Below are 18,274 nucleotides of genomic sequence, written 5' to 3'. Positions count from 1 at the left end.
GTCACTGCGATTCCGAGTGCCGCCGCGCGAACCAGGTGATCAGCCTGCCGAGGACGATCAGCAGCAGCACGAACACGATCAGCAGGAACGCCGCGTCATACGACAGGTCGCGCGCCGTCTTCGACGGCAGGTTGTAGAACGTCCAGATCGGATAGGTCAGGTACCCGACCGGTGAGCCGGTGAGCTTTCCGCTCGGGGCCGAATTCGACCAGCCCGCCGTGTACAGCATCGGCGCCGTCTCGCCGACCGCCAGCGCGAGCGCCACCAGCAGGCCGGTGACGATCCCGGGGATCGCGGACTTGAGCACGATCTTGCGCAGCGTCCAACCGAGCGGCAAGCCAAGCGCCTCGGCCCCCTCCCGGTAGGACGTGGGCACCTGGGCAAGCGCGGATTCGGTGGCCTTGGCGATGTACGGAATGCTCATCGCCGAAAGCGTCAGCACCCCGGCCGCCAGGGAAAACCCCCAGCCAAACTTCACCACCAGCGCCAGATAGCCCACGTACCCGAGCACGATCGAAGGGATGCCGGACAGTATTTCGTAGGCGCCGCGCAGAATGGAACGCGTTCTGCCACCGGCGAATTCGGAGAGATAGATGCCGGTCAACACGCTGACGGTGCCGCCGACCAGCATGACGCCGACGCCGACGACGACGGTCCCGACGATGGCGTTGCGCAGCCCCCCGCCGTTGCCGCGGGTGTTTTCGGTCAGCACACTCCATTTGAAGACCGGCAACGCACGCCCGACGACCTCGATCAGCATCCACAGCGTCGGCACGACCACCACCGCCAGGCAGCACGCACACGCAACCCAGAACAGCGCGTTGACGACCTTGCGCCGGGTACCGGCCACGTCAGACCCCCCGCCCCACCGGCAGCGCCGTGCCCGACACCCGCCGCACCATCGCGCGGGCAGCGACGTTGGTCAGCAACGTGATGACCATCAGCACCAGGGAGACCTCGGCCAGCGTCTTCACCGCGAAGTCGGTGAAGTCGGTCATCGCCGAATCCAGCTGCGACACAACGGTGGCGGCGATGGTCGTCATCGTCGCGTAGATGTTGGCGGGCATCGCGCCCAACACCGCGCCCGACACCATGGCGACGGCCATGGTCTCGCCCAACGCGCGCCCGAGTCCGAGCACGACGGCGCCGACGATGCCGCTCGACACCCACGGCAGGGTGACCCGCCGCGCGCACTCCCAATCGGTCATCCCCAGTGCGACGGCACCCTCGCGGGGCAGCACCGGCACCTGCCGGATCAGGTCGCGGGTGGTGCTGGCGATGATGGGAATGACCATCACCGCCAGCACCAGGCCGGACACCAACAAGCCCTCGCCGTTACCGGTGTTGCCGCGGAAGTAGCTCAGCACCGGCACGTCGGGGGCGTTGCGGGCGATCACCGGAGCCACGTAGTGGGCGATGAACGGCCCGAATGTCATTGCGCCCCACAGGCCGACGACGACGCTGGGGATGCCGGCGAGCAGTTCGAGCACCATCCCGATGGCCGACGCGAGACGCTTCGGCAACCGCTCGACGATCACCAGCGCCGCCCCGATCGACACCGGCACCCCGATGATCAGGGCGATCGCCGAGGTCGCCAGGGTCCCGACGATCAGCGGCAGCGCACCGTAGTAGGCGCCGGTCGGATGCTGGACGCCGCGGGTGACGACGGCGTCGCCGTAGGTGTTGCCGGGGTTCCAGTCGGTGGCCGTGAAGAAGTGCAGCCCGTTGACCCTGATCGCGGGCAGCGCCTCGAGCAGCAGGGTCGCGAGCACGAACACCAGCGCGAGCAGCGGAACCACCGCACCCAGGGCACCCAGGGAACGGATCGCCAGGCCGGGGCGGCGCACGCCACGGATCCGCCGCAGCGCGCCCCCCATCACGTCGGTCACCGAACCCTTACTGGCCGCTGATCTTGGCGATCTGGGCGTCCGACGACTTCGCCACCTCGGCCGGCAGCGGCTGGAAGTGAACCTTGTCCAGGAACGAGGCGTTGTTGCCGTCGGTGATCGCCCAGTGCAAGAACGCCTGCAGCGTCTGGGCGGTGGCGGCGTCCTTCTGCCCGCTGTTGACGATGGCGTACTCGTAGTTGACGATCGGGTAGCCGTCCGCAGCCGGGCCGTTGATCAGCGAGATCGCCTGATTCGCAGGGGTTTTCGAGGCGAAGCCGGACGCCGCGGCCTGGATGCTCTTGGCGTCGGGCAGCAGGTACTTGTCGGAGGCGTTGGCCAGCTGCGCCTCGCCGAGCCCCTTCTGCTGGGCCTGGTCGAGGAAGCTGATGCCGATGTAGGCCACGCAGCCCGGGGTGTCGGCGCAGCCGGTCACCATGCCGCCGTTGCCGTTCTCGCCCAGCGCGCCGGGAACCGTCGGGAAGGCGACGGTGGTGCCGAAACCGGGCGACTTACCCCAGCCGTCCGGGTCCTGCTTGGACAGGTACTGGGTGAACAGGAAGGTGTCGCCGGAGCCGTCGGAGCGGTGCAGCGGAACGACCGGCGTGGCGGGCAGATTCACGCCGGGGTTCAGCCCGGCGATCTGCGGGTCGTTCCATGTCTTGACGGTGCCGTTGTACATGGCGGCCAGCACCTTGCCGTTCAGCTTGATGTGTTCGGTGACACCGGGCAGGTTGTAGTTGATCTGCTGCGCCGAGATCGCCAGCGCGATGTTCATCAGCCCTTTGTGCGCGGCCATGTCGCCCTCGGACAGGTAGGCGTCGGAGGCGCCGATGGCGACCGCCCCGGCCGCCGCCTGCGAGATCCCGGTCCCCGAGCCGGTGCCCTGGGTGGTGATCGTGACGTTGTTGTACTTGTCGTGATAGGCGGGGCCCCACAGGTTGAACAACGGGTAGAGCAGCGTGCTGCCGGTCTCCGACAGCGTCACCGGCGAAGACGCCGGCGTCGTCGCCACCGGGCCGCCGCCGCCACCCTGACTCGGCGCGCCGTTCTGCGAGTTCGAACCACACCCCGCCGCGATGAGGACCAACGGTGCGGCGGCCGCCGCGAGCAACCTACTCATCCGAACTTTCACGATCTTCTCCCTTTCCTTGGTGTCCCCTGCGTTTCTGTGCTCACCCGCTGATCTTGGCGATCTGGGCGTCCGACGACTTCGCCACCTCGGCCGGCAGCGGCTGGAAGTGAACCTTGTCCAAAAACGAGGCGCTGTTGCCATCGGTGATCGCCCAGTGCAGGAACGCCTGCAGCGTCTGGGCGGTGGCGCCGTCGCGCTGTTTTTCGTTGACGATGGCGTACTCGTAGTTGACGATCGGATAGCCGTCCGGGGCTGGGCCGTTGACCAGCGAAATCGCCTGGCTCGCCGGGGTTTTCGAGGCGGAGCCGGCGGCCGCGGCCGCAATGCTCTTGGCCTTGGGCAGCAGGTACTTGCCGGAGGCGTTGCCCAGCTTGGCCTCGCCCAGCCCGTGCTGGTCGGCCTCGTCGAGCGAGCCGATGCTGGTGTAGGCCACACAGCCGGGGTTCGCGGCGCAGCCGGTCACCATGGCACCGTCGCCGTTCTCGCCCAGCGCGCCGGGCACCGCCGGGAAGGCGACGGTGGTGCCGAAACCGGGCGAGCGGCCCCAGCCGTCCGGGTCCTGCTTGGAGAGGTACTGGGTGAACTGGAACGTGCTGCCGGAGCCGTCGGAGCGGTGCAGCGGGACCACCGGGGTGTCCGGGAGCTGCAGGCCGGGGTTGATGCCGGCGATCTGCGGATCGTTCCAGGTTTTGATGGCGCCCCGGTACATGGCGGCCAGTACCTTGCCGTTGAGCTTGAGGTGCTGATGGACACCGGGCAGGTTGTAGTTGACCTGCTGCGCCGAAATCGTCAGCGCGATGTTCATCAATCCCTTGTGCGCGGCCATGTCGCCCTCGGACAGATAGGCGTCGGAGGCGCCGATGACGACCGCCCCGGCCGCGGCCTGGGAGATCCCGGCGCCGGAGCCGCCACCCTGGGTGGTGATGGTGACGTTCGGGTACTTGGCCCGATAGGCGGCGCCCCACTCACTGAACAGCGGGTAGAGCAGCGTGCTGCCGGTCTCGGAGAGCTCCATCGTGGACGCCGCCGGCGCGGTGGCGACGGTGGCGGCGCTTTCGGCTGGGCTCTGCGCGCCGCCGGTCGCGTGCGACCCGCAGGCCGCGACCAGGGCCAGGGGCGCGGCGCCCACCAGGCCCAACAGCGCAACCCACCGAGCCGTCACGTCCTCGCTTCCTCGTGCCCGTTGTCCGGCGAGGCGCTCCCGGCCGGGGGCCGGAACGGCGCGAAGTAGCGGACGGTCTCCTCGTGCTTCGGCGACAGGAACAACTGCTTGGTCGGCCCCTCCTCGACGAGCCTTCCCTCGAAGAAGAAAGCCGTCCGGTCGCCGGTGCGGGCGGCCTGCGCGAGGTCGTGGGTGACCATGATCACGGTCAGCCGGTCGGCGAGTGATCGGATGAGTCCCTCGATCTTCTCGGTCGTGGTGGGGTCCAGCGAGGAGGTGGGCTCGTCGAGCAGGAGCACCTCCGGGTCGACGGCGAGCGCGCGGGCCAGGCACAACAGCTGCTGCTGGCCACCGGAGAGCCGGAATGGTGAATCACCGAGCCGATCCTTGACCGCGCCCCAGAGGCCGACCTCGGTGAGCCGGGCCTCGGCGACGTTTTTGAATTCCTTGCGCGGCACCATCTTATGGGCGCGCACGCCGGCCACCACGTTGTCCATGATCGACATCGGGAACGGATTGGGGCGCTGGAACAGCATGCCGACGCTGCGGCGGAACTCCATCAGGTCGCGGTCGGCGAAGATGGTGCGCCCGCCCAACAGGACATCACCGCTGTGCCGGAATCCGGAGACCTTGTCGTTCATCCGGTTCAGGGTTCGCAGAAAGGTGGTCTTGCCCGAGCCGGTCGGGCCAAGCAGGGTGGTGACGGAGCGGGCGGGGAAATCGAGGCTGACCTGCTCGAGGACCGTCTTGGGGCCGAATCCCAGGGTCAGGTCGACCGCGCGCATGGGCTGGCCACCTTTGTCGGCGACAGGAGCCGCAACTGCGGCGGGTATCTGTTGTTCGCGACGCATTGACAACCGATGCTACGTGTTTGCGGCGCGGCACGCGGTCACCGCTCAGTAACCTCTCATTCTTTGTCAAGGGTTTGTATATTCGCGATTGGTTAACTTTTGTTGACGATCGAAGGAGTTTTGTGAGGTTCGCCCGATCTTGTGTCGCATTGGGCCTGGCGGCCGTCACCGCCCTGGCGCTGACGGGATGCGGCGGCGATTCGAACTCCGGCGCCAAGGCGCCGCCGGTGGACTGCGGCGGCAAGAAGGTGCTCAAGGACAGCGGCTCGACGGCGCAGCAGAACGCGATCGAACAATTCGTCTACGCCTACGTCCGTGCGTGCCCGGGCTACACGCTGGACTACGACGCGAACGGGTCCGGCGCCGGCGTGACGGAATTCGTCAACAACCAGACCGACCTCGCCGGTTCCGATGTCCCCCTGGACCCCTCGACGGGCCAGAACGACCGGGCGGCGCAGCGGTGCGGTTCGCCGGCCTGGGATCTGCCCACCGTGTTCGGGCCGATCGCGGTCACCTACCACCTCAGCGGGGTGAACGGGCTGAAATTGGACGGGCCGACCGCCGCGAAGATCTTCAACGGCACCATCACCAAGTGGGACGATCCGGCGCTCAAGGCGATCAACTCGGGCCTCAACCTGCCCTCGACACCCATCACGGTCATCTTCCGCAGTGACAAATCCGGTACGACGGCGAATTTTCAGAAGTATCTCGATGGCGCGTCCGACGGCGCCTGGGGCAAGGGCGGCAGCGAGACGTTCAACGGCGGCGTCGGGCAGGGCGCCAGCGGGAACAACGGCACGTCCGCGCTGCTGCAGAACACCGAGGGGTCGATCACCTACAACGAGTGGTCCTTCGCGGTGGGCAAGCAGTTGAGCATGGCGTCGATCATCACGTCGGCGGCCCCGGACGCGGTGGCCATCACCAAGGACTCCGTCGAGAAGACGATCGCCGGGGCGACCTTCAGCGGGCAGGGCAACGACCTGGTGCTGGACACCTCGTCGTTCTACAAGCCGACGCAGTCCGGCGCGTACCCGATCGTGCTCGCCACCTACGAGATCGTCTGCTCGAAGTACCCGGACGCGGCCACGGGCAAGGCGGTGAAGGCGTTCATGCAGGCGGCGATCGGTCCGGGCCAGGACGGATTGGAGCAGTACGGTTCCATCCCGCTGCCCAGCTCGTTCACGACGAAGCTGTCGAGCGCGGTCAATGCGATTTCGTGACGATGTGAAGGAGGCTCGAGGGTGAGCGATAGCGCGCCGGCCTCACTGGTCGGGTCCTGGTTCGGCCCCTACCGGCTGGTGCGACTTCTGCGCAAGGGCGGCATGGGTGAGGTCTACGAGGCCGAGGACACCCGCAAGCGCCGCAGGGTGGCCCTGAAGCTGATCTCCCAGCAGTTCACCGGCAACTCAGAGTTCCGCGCGCGCCTGCAGCGCGAGGCCGACATCGCGGGGCGGCTGACCGAACCGCATGTGGTGCCGATCCACGACTACGGCGAGTTCGACGGGCGCTTCTACGTGGACATGCGCCTTGTCGACGGCGTCGATCTCGGCACGCTGTTGCACCGGGACGGGCCGTTGGCCGCGCCGCGGGCGATCGCCATCATCCGCCAGGTCGCCGCCGCACTCGACGCGGCGCACGCCGCCGGGGTGATGCACCGCGACGTCACCCCCGGGAACATCCTCGTCACCCCCAGCGACTTCGCCTACCTGGCGGATTTCGGCATCGCGCAGGCCGCGACGGATCCGGGCCTGACCCAGGTCGGGACCGCGATCGGAACGTATTACTACATGGCCCCGGAACGCTTCACCGACGACGAGGTCACCCACAGTGTCGACATCTATTCGCTCGCATGCGTTTTGAGCGAGTGCCTGACCGGCTCGCCGCCGTACCGGGCCGATACCGTCGAACGGCTGGTCGCCGCGCATTTGACGAAGACCGCCCCCCCGCCCAGCCAATTGCGCCCCGGCGCGTTTCCGCCCGCCCTGGATCACGTGATCGCCAAGGGCATGGCCAAACGCCCCGAGGAGCGCTATCGCACCGCCGGCGAATTCGCCGCCGCCGCCCATGACGCGCTGACCACATCCGAGCAGCGCAAGGCCACCACCATCCTGCGCGAGGGCGAGAGCGCGGCATTGGGCGCGGCCGTCAACGCCCAGGGCGGGGCGCGCGGGCCGCAATCGTTCGCCCCGTCGCCGGGCGCCGACACCGTGGCCGGTCCGTGGCCCTCCGGGGGCAGCGGCGCGATCAGGAGCGACCGGTCCGGTCAGGGACCCTCGCTGATCCGTGCCGCCCCAACGACTTCCGGCCGCATGTATGGACCCCCGACCGACTTCAGGCGTCCCGTCGTGCCGCCCGACAACAAACGTCGACAGTGGATCATCGTCGGCGCCATCGCTCTGGTCGCGCTGGTCGCTTTCGTCGTGGCGGTCGTCGGCTACCTTTCCACCGAATCCTCTGGGCCGTCGAAGCAGGCGAGCGGTCAAAGTGTGTTGCCGTTCAAGGGCATTGACTTTCGTTTGTCCCCGGGTGGGGTGGCGCTGGACAGCGCAGGCAACGTCTACGTGACCAGCGAGGGCATGTACGGGCGGGCGGTGAAGCTGACGACCGGTTCGGACGCCACGACGGTGCTGCCGTTCAACGGGCTCTACCAGCCGCAGGGCTTGGCCGTCGACGGTGCGGGCACGGTGTACGTCGCCGATTTCAATAACCGGGTGCTCAGCATGGCCGCGGGCTCCAACAGCCAGAAGCAGCTGCCGTTTACCGGCCTGAGCTATCCGGAGGGCGTCGCGGTCGACAGCCAGGGTGCCGTGTATGTCGCCGACCGCGGCAACAGCAGGGTGGTGAAGCTGGCGGCGGGATCCAGCACTCAGACCGTGCTTCCGTTCAACGGGCTCAAGAACCCGGACGGCGTGGCCGTCGATCCCGCGGGCAACGTGTACGTCGCCGACACCGACAACAACAGGGTGGTCAAGCTCGACGCCGCGTCGAATACCGCGTCGGAGTTGCCATTTCACGACCTGTCGGTGCCGTGGGGGATCGCCGTGGACAACAGCGGCACGGTGTACGTCACCGAGCACGACAAAAACGACGTCATGAAATACCCTCAGGGCGCGACCACAGGGACCGTCGTGCCGTTCACCGGACTCAACACCCCCTTGGCGGTGACGGTCGACAAGGACCAGAACCTCTACGTCGCCGACCGCGGCAACGACCGGGTGGTCAAGCTGATGCCGTAAGGCCTAGGGTGCGCCCAGATACTTTTCGGTGTGCTGGCCGAGGGCGGGCGGGGGTTCGGCGGCCCACCCGGCCGACAAGGCGTCAAAGCTGGAATAGCGTGCCGGAGTGCGGATTACCGTGACCTCATCCGCGCCCTCGCCGACCGACAGGGCGAGCTCGTTCTCGGCGAACAGCGGGGTGGCAACCACCTGCTTCCAGGTGTAGGCATGGCAGGCCATCAGGCCACCCGCCTGTAGCAGCCGGACCCATTCGTCGGCGGTCTTGGCGGCCAAAGCTTTCTCGAGTTCCTCGGTCAGTTCGGGATAGTTGAGCGCCCGCGCGCGCTGGTCGACGAATCGCTCGTCGTCGCGCATGTCGGGCCGGCCGATGATCTCGCACAGCTTGTCCCAGTGCTTGGGCACGTACGCGCTGATCACCAGGTAGCCGTCGGCGGCCTTGAAGGCGTCCGACGGTTGGGTGGCGAATCCAACACCCTTGCGCCGCTTGGGTTTTGGCGTGGCTTCCGATTGGGGGGCGTCGCTCGGCTTGTTCAGGTGAATGGTCAGCTGACTAGCCTGCAGGCTGACCGCGACGTCATACATGGCGACCCGCACCACGTCGGCGACCCCGTGGCGTTCACGGTTGAGCAGCGCGGCCAGCACCGCCTGGGCGAGCACGTGACCGCTGGCGGCGTCGACGAGTTGGAACGGGATGATCTGGGGTTTGCCGGTGGGCGTGGGCATCCCGGTGGTCATGCCGGACTCGGCGGCGACCATCAGGTCCACCCCCGGCCGGCTGCCCTCGGGGCCGTTGCCGCCGTACGCGGAAAGACGCGCATAGATGAGTTTGGGATTGCGCGACTGCAGCTCGTCGGGACCCAGGCCCATGCGTTCCATCACCCCGGGCCGAAACCCTTCCAGCACAACGTCTGCCGTGTCGACCAGCTTGAGGATCTGCTGCTTGGCGTCGTCGCTGCGCAGGTCGGCCATCACCGACTTCTTGCCCCGGTTGTGGGGGAGGAACAGGGTGGCCAGCGGCGGGCGCCCGGGCAGTACGGCGGTGATGTGCCGGGCCGCCTCGCCGATGGGCGCCTCGATCTTGATGACCTCGGCACCCAGATCGGCCAGCACCTGTCCGGCCATCGGCCCGGCGATGTTCTGGGTGAAGTCGAGCACCCGGAATCCGTCAAGGGGCTTGGCGGGCTTGCTGTTCGGCATCGTCTACCCCGTCTTGTTCAGCACCGCGGTGCAGTAGTAGTTCTGGGCGAAGGGCGCGTCGGGGTCGGTCGACTGCAGCGGCAGGCCGGTGTTGGCCAGCAGCTGGTTGAGCGGGGTGCGCACCGGCTGCCACCCCCGCTGCTGCAGGTAGGTGGCCACGTCGTTGCGCTCGCCGGGGAAGCCCAGTTCGCCTAGGGCGATGTCGAGGCCGCTGCGCCGCCACTTCTCGCTCGCGGCGTTCAGCGCGTCCCCGCTGACCCCTGTGTTCGTGAACACCTCGGCCACCAACTGGCTGCCGTCGGCGGACAGGTCGGTGACGTTGTCCAGCAACCGATCCTGAGCCTCCGGCGGCAGGAAGCCGATCAGCCCCTCGGCCGCCCAGGCGGCGGGCCGCCCGGTGTCGAAGCCGGCCTGTCGCAGCGCCGACGGCCAGTCGTGGCGCAGGTCGACCGGGACGTTGCGCACCTCGGCGGTGGGCTCGGCGCCGAGTTCGGCGATGGTGGCGGCCTTGAACTCCAGGACCTGGGGCTGGTCGATCTCGAACACCGTGGTGCCCGGCGCCCACGGCAGGCGGTAGGCGCGCGCGTCCAGGCCGGAGGCCAGGATGACCACCTGGTCGATGGCGGGGTCCTTCTGGACGCCCGCCTCGGCGAAGAACGCGTCGATGTACCGGGTACGGGCGGCCATCATGTCGGTCATGCGTTGCATGCCCCACGGGGCGCCCGGCTCGTCGACGTCGGCGGCGGCGAGCTCGCCGGCGGCCCACCGGGTCATGAAGTCGACGCCGACCGCGCGCACCAGCGGCTCGGCGAACCGATCGTCGATCAGCCCGTCGCGGGTGGCCCGGGCCCGCCCGGCGGCCACCATGGTGGCGGTCGCTCCCACGCTGGTCGCCAGGTCCCAGGTGTCGTCGTCGGTGCGCGCCATCGAGGGATTCCTTCCGATCTACTGGTTAGCCACCATAACTACCGGCGCCGGAGGCCCGGGCGCGAGGTGCGCGCCCGCGCTGTCTTCAGCCGGCGCGCTCGCCGTTCACCGAGCCGCGTGGCGAGTCCAGCCGGTAGCGGATCAGCCGAGAACTGTTGGCCACCACGGCAACCGACGACGCGTTGTGCAGGATCGCGGCCAGCACCGGGGACAGCGCGCCGCCCGCGCCGATGATCAGCCCGGCGGCGTTGACGGCGATGGACATGCCGTAGTTCTCCCGGATCACGTCGACCGCGCGAGCGCCCAGGTCGCCCACATCGAGCAGGCGATGCAGGTCGTCGTTGGCCAGCGCCACGTCGGCCGTCTCGACGGCGACGTCGGTTCCGGCCAGCCCCATCGCGATCCCGATGTCGGCGGCGGCCAGCGCGGGGGCGTCGTTGATGCCGTCGCCGACCATGCCGACGGTATAACCCTCGTCCTGCAGGTCGCGCACCGCAGCGAGCTTGTCCTCGGGCATCACCTCGGCACGCCACTCGTCGATCCCGAGCTCGCCGGCCACCACCTCGGCGATGTCGGGGTGATCGCCGGTGAGCATGACGATCCGGCGAATCCCGTTGGCGCGCAACTTCTCCAGGACGGCGGGGGCCTCGGGGCGCACCTCGTCGCGCAGGCTGATCAGTCCCACCAGTTTGCCGTCGACGGCGAGCAGCAGCGGGGTCTCGGCCTGCCGGCGCAGGCGTTCCACCCACTCCGACGCCTTCTTGGACACCCGCACCTTTTCGGCGCGCAGCAGCCCGGGGCTGCCCAGCAGCAGGGTCCGGCCGTCGGCCCAGGTCCGCATGCCCAGGCCCACCAGGACCTCGCACTCCTCGTGTGGCGGAATGGTGATGTGGCGTTCCTCGGTGGACCGGATCACCGCCTCGGCCAGCGGGTGCCGGGAGTGGATCTCCGAGCTGGCCGCATACGCCAGCACCTGCTCGGGTTGCCAATCGGAGTGCAGCGCAATGATATTGGTGACGACGGGCCGGCCGACGGTCAGCGTGCCGGTCTTGTCGAACACGATCGCGTCCACGCGGCCGGCCTGCTCTAGGTGCGAACCACCCTTGATCAGAATGCCGCGGCGGGCACCGTTGCCGATCGCCGCGCTGATCGCGGTGGGGGTGGCCAGGCCCACCGCGCACGGACAGGCGATGAGCAGCATGGTCATTGCCCGCCGGACGTCGCCGGTGATCGCCAGCGTGATGGCCGAGACGATGAACGAGGTGGGAACGAAACGGCGGGAGAAGTTTTCGCCGACGGTCTGGATCGGCGCCCGGTCGTGCTGCGCCTCCTCGACCCGGGTGATGATGCGGCCGATGGTGGTCTGGTTGCCGACGGCGCGGGCGCGCACCACCAGGCGTCCGCGCACCACCACCGAACCGGCGTGCACGTGCGCACCGACCACCACGCTGACGGGCAGATTCTCGCCGGTGATCGCGGACTGGTTGACGATCGCCTCGCCGTCGACCACCTCGCCGTCGACCGGTATGGCAACGTGGTCGTGCACCACCACCTCGTCGCCGATCTGCACGGTGTCGATCGGCACCTGAACCTCGGTTCCCGCCTCGGGCCCGTCGGACAGCCGGATCCAGGCCGTGTCCTGGCTGCCGCGCAGCAGTTCGGAGATGGCGCGGCGGGTCCGGCGCAACGTCAGATCCTGAAGGTACTCACCGATATTGAGCAACCACAGCACGGTGAGCGCGACGACGTTCTCGCGCAGCACCAGGCTTGCCACGGTCGCCGCCGAGACCAGCGCGTCGGTGCCGGCCCTGCCCGAGCGCAGCGAGCGCAGCGCGCCGCGCAGGAAGGGATAGCCGGTGAAGACGGTGACACCGGTGGCGAACAGCCGGCCACTGGGTCCCAGCAGCGGCGGCCGCGCGAAGACGTAGCGACGCACCCCGAGCAGGGCCAGCGCGGCGCCCCCGACGACCATGCGCAGCACGTCGGCGTTGCGGATCTCGTCCGAATGCGGCGCGCGGACCGGGATCAGCTCGGCGGCGACATGCGCCGCCTCGCCGATTGCAGCGAGCACCGCGGAGCGGTCGCAGCGCCGGGGCGAGTACCAGACGACGACCGATCCGGTGCGCGGGTAGGCGTGCACCACGCGCACGCCGTCACACTTGGCCACGGCCTCTTCCACCGCCACGGCGCGCCGGGAGTTGGCGCGCACCCAGTCGACGGCCACCCGCATGCGTCCGCCGGCATCCGAAATGACTTGCAGCGCAGGGTCTTGCGGCTGAATCAAAGGATCAGTGCTCGTGGTCGTGGGTATCGGCGATCGACGGCGTGGGCGCCTCCTCGCCAATTCGCTCGCGGGCCTCGGCCATGACGTCGGCGAGCTTGAGGCGCGCCGACTCGGCGGCCTCCTCGGCCCTGCGGGTGCCACGCAGTCCGAGCTCGGCCCCCTTGACCGCGGTCTCGTGCAGCGGCGCCTTGGCCACGGCTTTGCGCACCACCTCGTAGGCCGTCACGCCGACCAGCCCGGTGACCACCGTGCCTGCCGCCTTTGCCAGGAGTCCGTACACCGCCATTGCCGCACCCTTCCTATCGCCTCAGCGTTCAGCCATGCTTGCACGACGTTAACATCGAAATATAGCGATATCAATATGTATTGGGGCGGGGCCGCCGGGCGTCACAGCACCCTGGTGACCTTTTCGCTCTCGATTCGGCGCTGTTGCCCGGCCGGGTCCGCGTTGGCCACCTGCACCAGCGAGGCGCCGACGGCCATGATCGCCAGCAGGCCGTCCACCAGTTCGGCGGGCCCGGACCATGACGCGCCGGACAGTACTCGATCGCTCGACGTCAAACCCCTTGTCGCGGCGGAGCTTTGACAATCGGCGAGCACCTGCTCGACGGATCGTCCACCCAGCGCCGGCCCCGGGCGCGGCTCGGGAACGATCTGATCGCCGTGCACCCGCACGGCGGTGGCGTAGTCCGTCACGCCGATCGGCAGGTCGGGTGCCGGGCGGCCGAACGCATCCAGCGACAGCACCGCCACCTCGCCCCCCGATACCGCGGCATCGGCTTCCTCGAGCCGCTCCGCCGTGCACAGCGCGAGGTCCGCCGGGCCCGCCAGCACCGCCTCGGCGCCGATCCACCAGACCCCGAACAGCACCGCCGCCGTCTGCCAGTGCGCGGGCAACAGGATCGCCACCCGGCTGGACGGCCCGGCGCCCAGCTCGTCGCGCAACAGGTTGGCCGTCTTGGCCGCCCAGTTGGCCAGCGTCACGGCGGACAGTTCGATGCGCTCGCCGGTGACGTCGTCGTAGTAGGTGATGCGCGGACCGACCGGATCGGCCCGCAGCATCGGATCCAGGATGGCCCCGCTGAGCGTGATCAGTTGATGCACCGGTGGTTAGTTTATGCACTCCGGCTTGTCGGAGCCGGCGGTCAGGATCGGCGACGGCGCGGGGACCCTGGGGTCGGTCGCCACCGCGCCGGCGGTGGACACCTTGGCGGGCATGACCGTCTCGCCGCCGGACAGGCCCGAGCCCGGACCGCTGTAGTCGTTGGCCAGCACCACCCGGACCGCACCCGGCGCCAGCGAGGCGTCGGCGATCACCGGCAACCCGCCCAACTCCTTGGAGACCTCCTTGGCCCCCAGGTCGTCGCTCTTGGCGGCGCGCACCTGGCTGGCCTTCACGTGCCCACCGTCGTTGTTGCCCACCGTGCCAGCAGCAAACCCCTTGGCGCTCAACACATCTGATACGGCCGCGGCCAGCCCGTTGATGTCGGTGTCATTGACGACGCTGGCCGTGGTCTTCGCCGGCGTGTACGCGATCTCCTCGGTCTTGCCCTGTTCCTGATCGTGCAGCAGGCCACCCACCCACTCGGCGACCTGATGCGGGTCCAGCCGCACCACGCTCTGCATGCCGTCGTCGCTCCAGCCGGCACCGTCGAGCACCGGAATGGTGGCGAAGGCGACGTTGCCGCCGGCCAGCTTCTGCATCTGCTGCACGAAATCCATGACGTCCCAACCGGCCGAGATCACCACCGAGCGCTGGACAGCGGACTCCAGCCGCTTGACCGTGGTGGGGCTGGACAGCGTCTGGCCGGAGATGACCCGGTGGGCCAGCGAGGCCATCACCACCTGCTGGCGTACCACCCGGTCCAGGTCTCCGCGCGGCAGTTCGTGGCGCTGACGCACGAAGCTGAGCGCCTCGGGGCCGCTGAGTCGTTGCTGGCCGGCCGGGAAGTCGGCACCCGAAAGCGGTTCGAACACCGGCTCTTTGAGGCACACGTCGACGCCGCCGAGGGCGTCGGTGATCAGTGAGAAGCCGAGCAGGCCGATCTCGGCGTAGTGGTCGACGGTGACGCCGGTGAGGTCGGCGACCGTCTTGATCAGCGCCTCGCGACCGGCCTCGGTGCCCTGCGCGGCGGCCTCGGTGGGGGAGGCGCCGGCCTTGACCAGGGCGGTGCGCTTGGCCTCCCGGGTCTGGCCGTAAACGCCGTTGATCTTGGTCTTGCCCAGCCCAGGGGCGGCGACGTAGGAGTCGCGCGGGATCGAGATCGCGGTGGCCGACTTCCCGTTGTTGGGGATGCGGATCAAGATGATCGTGTCGGTGTTGGTGGCTTCCTCGTCGCCGGCCTTCAGCGTGTCCAGTTCCTCCTGCGACAAGGGATTGCCGTGCGCGTCGGTGCGGCTGTCCATGCCGACCAGCAGGATGTCGATCGCGCCGTCGTCGCCACCCTTGCCCAACGAGGGCGCGGACATGTGAAAGATCCCGTCTTCGAAGGACCGGACGTTGCTCCACGCGATCCCGGTGCCGACGACGACCGCGAGGGTCAGCGCGGTGGCAATCACACGAACCACACGTTGCACAGGCATCCCACTACATTACTTGCGACACAGTGGCTTCACTGGTAGCCGGCGCCCGCGCGCCCCGGGCTTGGTTCCAGCCTTCTCGGGCCATGCCAGACTGAAAACCATGTCAGGCAGGATTGTGATCGCCGGTGCCGGTGGCCAGCTGGGCGGCTATTTGACCTCGCTGACCGCGAGTCAGGGCCGCGACGCGCTGGCGCTGACGTCGTCGCAGTGGGACATCACCGACCCCGCGGCGGCCGAGCGGATCGTGCGGCGCGGGGACGTGGTGATCAACTGCGCGGCCTACACCGACGTCGATGGCGCGGAAACCGACGAGGCGGGCGCGTTCGCGGTCAACGAAGCCGGACCCGCGCACATCGCCTGCGCCTGCGCGCGGGCCGGCGCGCAGCTGGTCCACGTCTCCACCGACTACGTGTTCAACGGCGACTTCGGCGGCGCACCGCCGCGGCCCTACGAGCCCACCGATCAGACCGCGCCGCAGAGTGTGTACGCACGCAGCAAGGCCGCGGGGGAGCGGGCCGTGCTGGCGGCGCTGCCGGAGGCGGTCGTGGTCCGCACCGCCTGGGTCTATACCGGCGGCACGGGCAAGGACTTCGTCGCCGTCATGCGCCGGCTGGCCGCCGGCGACGACCCGGTGGACGTGGTCGACGACCAGACCGGCTCGCCGACCTACGTCGGCGACCTGGCCGCCGCGCTGCTGCAGATCGTCGACGATCGCACGCCCGGCCCGATCCTGCACGCCGCCAACGAGGGCGCCTGCTCGCGGTTCGAGCAGGCCCGCGCGGTCTTCGAGGAATGCGGCGCCGACCCGGAGCGGGTGCGGCCGGTCACCACCGATCACTTCCCCCGCCCCGCACCCCGGCCCGTCTACTCCGCGTTGTCGAGCGGCCAGTCCGTCGCGGCGGGGATGCGGCCGCTGCGGCCTTGGCGCCCCGCGCTTGCCGCGGCGCTGGCCGCCGCCGATAACGGGGCCGCCGCCGATCGACCGTTACCCTCTACGCGTGACTGACGTCCTGCCGGTCGTGACCGTGACCTACTCGCCGGGTCCGCACCTGGAACGCTTCCTGGCTTCCCTGTCGCTGGCCACGGAGCGAGAGGTGTGCGTGCTGCTGGCCGACAACGGCTCCACCGACGGCACCCCGGAGGCGGCCGTCGACCGCTATCCCAACGTGCGGCTCTTCCACACCGGCGCCAACCTCGGCTACGGGACCGCGGTGAATCGCGCCGTGGCGCAACTGGATCCCGAGGACGACTGGGTGATCGTCGCCAACCCGGATGTGCAGTGGGGCCCGGGCAGCATCGACGAACTGCTGGACGCCGCGTCGCGCTGGCCGCGCGCCGGCGCGCTGGGCCCGTTGGTCCGCGAGCCCGACGGATCGGTGTATCCGTCGGCGCGGCACCTGCCCAGCCTGATCCGCGGCGGCATGCACGCGGTGGTCGGGCCGTTGTGGAAGAGCAACCCGTGGTCGGCGGCGTACCGCCAGGAGCGGCTGGAGCCCAGCGAGCGCCCGGTGGGCTGGCTGTCGGGGTCGTGCCTGCTGGTGCGGCGGTCGGCGTTCGGCCAGATCGGCGGGTTCGACGAGCGCTACTTCATGTATATGGAGGACGTCGACCTGGGCGACCGCCTCGGCAAGGCCGGCTGGCTGTCGGTGTACGTGCCGTCGGCGGAGGTGCTGCATCACAAGGGCCACTCCACCGGCTCGGACCCGGCCAGCCACCTGGCCGCGCACCACAGGAGCACGTACATGTTTCTGGCCGACCGGCATTCCGGTTGGTTGCGCGCTCCGCTCCGCTGGACGCTGCGCGCCTCGCTGATGGTGCGGTCGCGCCTGATGGTGCGCAGTGCGTTGCGCGCGTCCGGGCGGCGCAAACTCCTAGAAGGGCGACACTGAGGTGGGAACTCCAGACGTCGATGTGGTGATCCTGGTCGGCGGCAAGGGCACCCGGCTGCGGCCGCTGACGCTGTCGGCGCCCAAGCCGATGCTGCCCACCGCGGGACTGCCGTTCCTCACGCATCTGCTCTCGCGGGTCGCGGCGGCCGGCATCGACCACGTCATCCTGAGCACCTCGTATCAGGCCGCGGTGTTCGAGGCGGAGTTCGGTGACGGCTCCAAGCTGGGTCTGCAGATCGAGTACGTCACCGAGGAGCGGCCCTTGGGCACCGGCGGCGGCATCGCCAACGTCGCCGGCCACCTGCGGCACGACACCGCGATGGTGTTCAACGGCGACGTGCTTTCCGGAGCCGACCTGGGCCAGATGCTCGACTTTCACTCGGCTCAGGACGCCGACGTCACGCTGCACCTGGTCCGGGTGGGCGACCCACGCGCGTTCGGCTGCGTGACCACCGAGGAGGGCCGGGTGACCGCGTTCCTGGAGAAGACCCAGGACCCGCCGACCGACCAGATCAACGCCGGGTGCTACGTCTTCTCGCGCGCGGTGATCGACCGGATTCCGCGGGGCCGTGAGGTGTCGGTGGAACGCGAGGTATTCCCCGCGCTGCTGTCGGATCCCGACGTGAAGGTCTGCGGCTACGTCGACGCCAGCTATTGGCGAGACATGGGTACGCCGGAGGACTTCGTCCGCGGCTCGGCGGATCTGGTGCGCGGCATCGCGCCGTCGCCGGCGCTGCACGGCCACCGCGGCGAGCAGTTGGTGCACGACGGCGCGGCGGTGTCGCCGGGCGCGGTGCTGATCGGCGGCACGGTCGTCGGGCGGGGAGCCGAGATCGGCCCCGGCGTCCGGCTGGACGGCGCCGTGATCTTCGACGGCGTCAAGGTCGAGGCGGGCAGCGTGATCGAGCGTTCGATCATCGGCTTCGGCGCGCGCATCGGCCCGCGGGCGCTGGTCCGCGACGGCGTGATCGGCGACGGCGCCGACATCGGGGCGCGCTGCGAGTTGTTGCGCGGCGCCCGGGTGTGGCCCGGTGTGTCGATTCCCGACGGCGGGATCCGCTACTCGTCCGACGTCTAGGCGCGCCTCACCCCGCCGAGCGTCACGCCAGCGTGGCGTTCGACCC

Annotated in this window: 16 protein-coding genes; 5 read left to right on the top strand and 11 right to left on the bottom strand. The window is 69.3% G+C overall.

The genetic code is table 11. The features are described 5' to 3' along the window. Window position 1: 1 nt before the first annotated feature. From pstA to AC5Y7E_RS04145, 5 genes are read right to left on the bottom strand one after another with little or no spacing between them, the layout of a single operon-like run. Window positions 2-850 (bottom strand): phosphate ABC transporter permease PstA, encoded by an 849-nt coding sequence (gene pstA, locus AC5Y7E_RS04165; protein WP_499920367.1) that lies wholly within the window; start codon window positions 848-850, stop codon window positions 2-4. 1 nt (window position 851) lies between these two features. Next, complete coding sequence (gene pstC, locus AC5Y7E_RS04160; protein WP_499920748.1) at window positions 852-1,877, bottom strand: phosphate ABC transporter permease subunit PstC; 1,026 nt, start codon at window positions 1,875-1,877, stop codon at window positions 852-854. A gap of 19 nt (window positions 1,878-1,896) precedes the next feature. Further along, window positions 1,897-3,009 (bottom strand): phosphate ABC transporter substrate-binding protein PstS, encoded by a 1,113-nt coding sequence (gene pstS, locus AC5Y7E_RS04155; RefSeq protein WP_499920366.1) that lies wholly within the window; start codon window positions 3,007-3,009, stop codon window positions 1,897-1,899. 52 nt (window positions 3,010-3,061) lie between these two features. After that, window positions 3,062-4,183 (bottom strand): phosphate ABC transporter substrate-binding protein PstS, encoded by a 1,122-nt coding sequence (gene pstS / locus AC5Y7E_RS04150; protein WP_499920364.1) that lies wholly within the window; start codon window positions 4,181-4,183, stop codon window positions 3,062-3,064. Beyond that, on the bottom strand, window positions 4,180-4,968 hold the full coding sequence (locus tag AC5Y7E_RS04145; protein WP_499920360.1) for an ATP-binding cassette domain-containing protein: 789 nt from the start codon (window positions 4,966-4,968) through the stop codon (window positions 4,180-4,182). The genes pstS (AC5Y7E_RS04150) and AC5Y7E_RS04145 overlap by 4 nt, the downstream gene beginning before the upstream one ends. 188 nt (window positions 4,969-5,156) lie before the next feature. On the opposite strand from AC5Y7E_RS04145, the gene pstS (AC5Y7E_RS04140) reads away from it, so the two are divergent. Next, window positions 5,157-6,254 carry a phosphate ABC transporter substrate-binding protein PstS gene (gene pstS, locus AC5Y7E_RS04140; protein WP_499920358.1) on the top strand — a complete coding sequence of 366 codons (1,098 nt, stop codon included), beginning with the start codon at window positions 5,157-5,159 and terminating at the stop codon, window positions 6,252-6,254. 21 nt (window positions 6,255-6,275) lie between these two features. Continuing rightward, window positions 6,276-8,270 (top strand): serine/threonine-protein kinase PknD, encoded by a 1,995-nt coding sequence (locus AC5Y7E_RS04135; RefSeq protein WP_499920357.1) that lies wholly within the window; start codon window positions 6,276-6,278, stop codon window positions 8,268-8,270. Between the two features lie 3 nt (window positions 8,271-8,273). On the opposite strand, the gene AC5Y7E_RS04130 is transcribed toward AC5Y7E_RS04135, so the two are convergent. From AC5Y7E_RS04130 to AC5Y7E_RS04105, 6 genes are all read right to left on the bottom strand, one after another. Beyond that, complete coding sequence (locus tag AC5Y7E_RS04130) at window positions 8,274-9,467, bottom strand: CaiB/BaiF CoA transferase family protein (RefSeq protein WP_499920355.1); 1,194 nt, start codon at window positions 9,465-9,467, stop codon at window positions 8,274-8,276. Between the two features lie 3 nt (window positions 9,468-9,470). After that, window positions 9,471-10,394, bottom strand: coding sequence for a class I SAM-dependent methyltransferase (locus AC5Y7E_RS04125; RefSeq protein ID WP_499920354.1), 924 nt, complete (start codon window positions 10,392-10,394; stop codon window positions 9,471-9,473). 85 nt (window positions 10,395-10,479) lie between these two features. Then, window positions 10,480-12,624, bottom strand: coding sequence for a manganese-exporting P-type ATPase CtpC (gene ctpC, locus AC5Y7E_RS04120; protein WP_499920746.1), 2,145 nt, complete (start codon window positions 12,622-12,624; stop codon window positions 10,480-10,482). Window positions 12,625-12,682: 58 nt separating this feature from the next. Continuing rightward, window positions 12,683-12,964, bottom strand: a complete 282-nt coding sequence (locus AC5Y7E_RS04115; RefSeq protein ID WP_499920352.1) for a DUF1490 family protein — start codon at window positions 12,962-12,964, stop codon at window positions 12,683-12,685. A gap of 101 nt (window positions 12,965-13,065) precedes the next feature. Further along, a complete protein-coding gene (locus AC5Y7E_RS04110) occupies window positions 13,066-13,782 on the bottom strand; it encodes a TIGR03089 family protein (RefSeq protein WP_499947622.1) in 717 nt (238 codons plus the stop codon). A gap of 6 nt (window positions 13,783-13,788) precedes the next feature. Beyond that, entirely contained in the window at window positions 13,789-15,261 is a 1,473-nt protein-coding gene (locus AC5Y7E_RS04105) for an LCP family protein (protein ID WP_499920348.1), read from the bottom strand. Window positions 15,262-15,361: 100 nt separating this feature from the next. On the opposite strand from AC5Y7E_RS04105, the gene rfbD reads away from it, so the two are divergent. From rfbD to manB, 3 genes are read left to right on the top strand one after another with little or no spacing between them, the layout of a single operon-like run. Next, window positions 15,362-16,267 carry a dTDP-4-dehydrorhamnose reductase gene (gene rfbD, locus AC5Y7E_RS04100; RefSeq protein ID WP_499947620.1) on the top strand — a complete coding sequence of 302 codons (906 nt, stop codon included), beginning with the start codon at window positions 15,362-15,364 and terminating at the stop codon, window positions 16,265-16,267. Beyond that, complete coding sequence (locus tag AC5Y7E_RS04095) at window positions 16,260-17,150, top strand: glycosyltransferase family 2 protein (RefSeq protein WP_499947619.1); 891 nt, start codon at window positions 16,260-16,262, stop codon at window positions 17,148-17,150. Before rfbD ends, AC5Y7E_RS04095 begins: the two co-directional genes overlap by 8 nt. Window position 17,151: 1 nt before the next feature. After that, on the top strand, window positions 17,152-18,228 hold the full coding sequence (gene manB, locus AC5Y7E_RS04090) for a mannose-1-phosphate guanylyltransferase (protein ID WP_499920343.1): 1,077 nt from the start codon (window positions 17,152-17,154) through the stop codon (window positions 18,226-18,228). Window positions 18,229-18,274: the final 46 nt, after the last annotated feature.

The organism is Mycobacterium sp. NGS17 (assembly GCF_059813205.1).
Note: the sequence above shows the minus strand (reverse complement) of the source record. Positions and strands in the feature narration are given on the sequence as shown.